The sequence below is a fragment of the Polaromonas sp. P1_E1_2 genome, assembly GCF_056406035.1.
Genome location: NZ_JBFUAZ010000484.1, coordinates 1 through 3,312, shown reverse-complemented (window position 1 = coordinate 3,312; position 3,312 = coordinate 1). Strand labels below are relative to the sequence as shown.

3 protein-coding genes are annotated in these 3,312 nt (G+C 60.6%); all 3 read right to left on the bottom strand.

Going from position 1 to position 3,312, the window contains the following annotated elements:
• Positions 1 to 2: 2 nt before the first annotated feature.
• Positions 3 to 1,337, bottom strand: a complete 1,335-nt coding sequence (locus AC1D1P_RS18545) for an ABC transporter substrate-binding protein (protein WP_477673978.1) — start codon at positions 1,335 to 1,337, stop codon at positions 3 to 5.
• Between the two features lie 126 nt (positions 1,338 to 1,463).
• A complete protein-coding gene (locus tag AC1D1P_RS18540) occupies positions 1,464 to 2,540 on the bottom strand; it encodes a branched-chain amino acid ABC transporter permease (RefSeq protein WP_477673977.1) in 1,077 nt (358 codons plus the stop codon).
• Positions 2,541 to 2,565: 25 nt separating this feature from the next.
• Positions 2,566 to 3,312: branched-chain amino acid ABC transporter permease (locus AC1D1P_RS18535; protein WP_477673976.1), on the bottom strand; the 747-nt coding region annotated here is incomplete at its 5' end.

Sequence of the window (3,312 nt, the reverse complement as noted above, 5' to 3'; positions counted from 1 at the left end):
GCTCAAGACTGGCAGTCAGCGGGTGTGCGTGCTGTCAGCTTTTTCTCTGTGGCGTACTTGGCGGCGGTGGACTTGACCAGGGGCTTGATCACCTGCTCATCAGCCTGCAGCCAGTCGGAGGTAAATTTCCACTCCTTGCCGTCCCATGTGTGGATGCGCGCCCATGCCGAACCCATGTGGTCGGTGCAAGAGGTGCTGATCGGGCGCATTACGCCGGCAAAGCCCAGCGCATCCAGCTTGGCCTGTGTCAGGTTCAGGTTTTCCAGGCCCCAGCGCACTTGCTCGCCTGTCATGATTTTCCCCTTGCCGAAACGATCTTGTGCAGCGCGAAGGCCTTCCACGCCCAGCATCGCGCTCATGGCGCCACGCATGTAAAGCACCTGGCCGACTTCTTCCTTGGGGCCCGTGCCCTGGCCTTTGCCGTGCACCAGGGTCAGCATGTCTTTGGCCAGCTTGGAGTTCGGCTCGGCGCCGTGCTGCATCGTCACGGCGTTGTAGCCCTTGGCGCCTTCAGCCACGTCTTTCACATCGGGCTCGGCACCGGCCCACCACACGCCGTACATCTTCTCGCGCGGGTAGCCGGTCGCTTGCGCTTCCTTGATGGCCGTGGTGTTCATGATGCCCCAGCCCCACAGCGCCACGTAGTCTGGGCGCGACTGGCGGATCTGCAGCCAGGTGGCCTTTTGCTCGACGCCGGGCGCGGTAACAGGCAGCAGTTGCAAGGTGAAGCCGTGCATGGCGGCGCGTTCCTGCATCAGCGGGATCGGCTCCTTGCCGAACGGCGAGTCGTGATAGACCAGCGCAATGCGCTTGCCCTTGAGCTTGTCGAAGCCGCCTTCTTTCTTGGCGATGGCCTGGAGGATGGCGTCAGCAGCAACCCAGTAGGTGCCGGCAATCGGGAAGTTCCATTTGAAGATGGAGCCGTCCGCGCTCTCGCTGCGGCCATAGCCCACCGTCACCACGGGGATTTTATCGACGGGGGCTTTCTCAGTGATGGCAAACGTGGCACCGGTCGACAGCGGCTGCACCAGCGTGGCGCCGCCGTTCTTGCCTTTCAGGCGTTCGTAGCATTCGACACTGCGTGCGGTGTCATAGCCGGTTTCGCACTCTTCAAACGAGATCTTCACGCCATTGATGCCGCCGCGGGCATTGACCAGCTTGAGGTAGTCCACATAGCCGTTGGCCCAGGGCACGCCGTTGGGCGCGTAAGGCCCGGTGCGGTAAGACAGCACCKGAAAGAATTGCTCTTTGGCCTGTGCGAATGCGCTGGTCGCCACGAGGGACGAAGCGCCGGTGGCGAGGATTGCCACTGCCAACATCACATTACGAATCTTCATTGTTGTCTCCTGGAAAATTTATAAACACCGTGAAAAAACTGACACCTCAGTAAACGACCTAACAATCCATTGCGCATTGGTGATTTCGAGTAATTCTTAACCCTAGGCCGGGCGCATCGGAACGCTTCAGTGGGGGAATGGCCATAGCCGTAATTTCTGCTTTCCAACGGCCCACAGCTTGGCCAACCCGTGCGGCTCGACAATCAAAAACCACACGATCAAACCGCCGAAAATCATCAGTTCCGCGTGCGAGATGCCCGCCGTGGAGATCGAGATGCCCAGCCAGCCGGCCAGCACCGGCAGCAGCTGGCTCAGCACGATCGGCAGCACCACGATGAAAGCCGCACCGAAGAAGCTGCCCATGATGGCGCCCATGCCGCCGATGATCACCATGAACAGCAGGCGGAAGGAGTAGTCCACCGAGAAGGCCGCAGGTTCCCAGGCGCCCAGGTAGATAAAAGCCCACAGGCCACCGGCGATGCCGATGATGAAAGAGCTCACCGCAAAGGCGCTGAGCTTGGCGTACATGGGGCGTATGCCGATCACAGCGGCGGCGACGTCCATGTCGCGAATGGCCATCCACTCGCGGCCGATCGCGCTGCGCACCAGGTTTTTGGCCAGCAGGGTGATCACCACCACGATGGCCAGGCAAAACAGGTATTTGCTCAGCGCGCTTTCGATGGGCAGTCCAAACACCTGCAGGTTGGAGACCGACACCGAGCCCGAGGGCGTGTCCATCGTGAACCATTTGATGCGCAGGAACATCCAGTCGCTGAAGAACTGCGCGGCCAGCGTGGTCACCGCCAGGTACAGGCCCTTCACGCGCAAGCTGGGCAGCCCGAACAAAATGCCAAACAGCATGGCGCACAAACCGCCCAGGATCAGCGCCGGAATCAGCGGCATGCCGGGAATGCGCACAAAGAAGTTGTAGGCCCCATAGGCGCCTACCGCCATAAAGGCACCGGAGCCCAGCGAGATCTGGCCGCAGTAGCCAACCAGGATGTTCACCCCAACGGCTGCCAGCGAAAAGATCAGGAAGGGAATCAGGATGGCGCGAAACAGGTAGTCGCTCGCCAGCAGCGGCACAACAACAAAGGCAGTCGCCAGCAGCAGGCCGATGGCAATCCGGTCCTGCAGGATCGGGAAGATCTGCTGGTCCGCCCGGTAGTTGGTTTTGAACTGGCCGTTTTCTCTGTAAAACATGGTTTTTCTTTAGATAGAAGCGGCTTCAGACGCGATCAATAATTTTCTCGCCGAACAAGCCCTGAGGCCGAACGAGCAAGACACAAAGCGCAAGCACATACGCGAACCAGATTTCAATACCGCCGCCGACATAGGGCCCGAGAAAGACTTCGGCCAGTTTCTCGCCAACGCCCAGAATCAGCCCACCCACAATCGCGCCAGGCACCGAAGTCAGGCCACCCAAAATCACCAGCGGCAGCGCCTTGAGCGCCAGCACCGAGAGCGAAAATTGCACGCCCAGCTTGCTGCCCCAGATGACGCCGGACACCAGGGCCACGAAGCCTGCCACGCTCCAGACAATGACCCAGATGCGGTTCAGCGGAATGCCGATGGATTGCGCGGCCTGGTGGTCGTCCGCCACCGCGCGCAGGGCCCGGCCTGTGCTGGTGTACTGGAAGAAGGCGGCCAGTGCCGCCACCAGGGCAGTCGCGATCAGCGCGGCGACCAGGTCTTCCTGGTTCACCAGCAGGCCGCCCTGGAAGATACCTTCCAGCAGGAACATCGGGTCCTTGGGCATGCCCACGTCAATCTTGTAAATGCTGGAACCAAAGATAGTCTGGCCGAAGCCGTCCAGGAAATACGAAATGCCCAGCGTCGCCATCAGCAGCGCCACGCCTTCCTGGTTCACGAGCTTGCTGAGCACCAGTTTCTCAATCAACCAGGCCACCACCACCATGATGGCCAGCGCGGCTGCAAAGGCCAGTGCGTTGTTGATGAACTTGCTGTCCAKGCC

Coding starts and splice junctions, on each gene's coding strand:
- AC1D1P_RS18540 (WP_477673977.1), bottom strand. CDS start 2,540: ATGTTTTACAGAGAAAACGGCCAGTTCAAAACCAACTACCGGGCGGAC.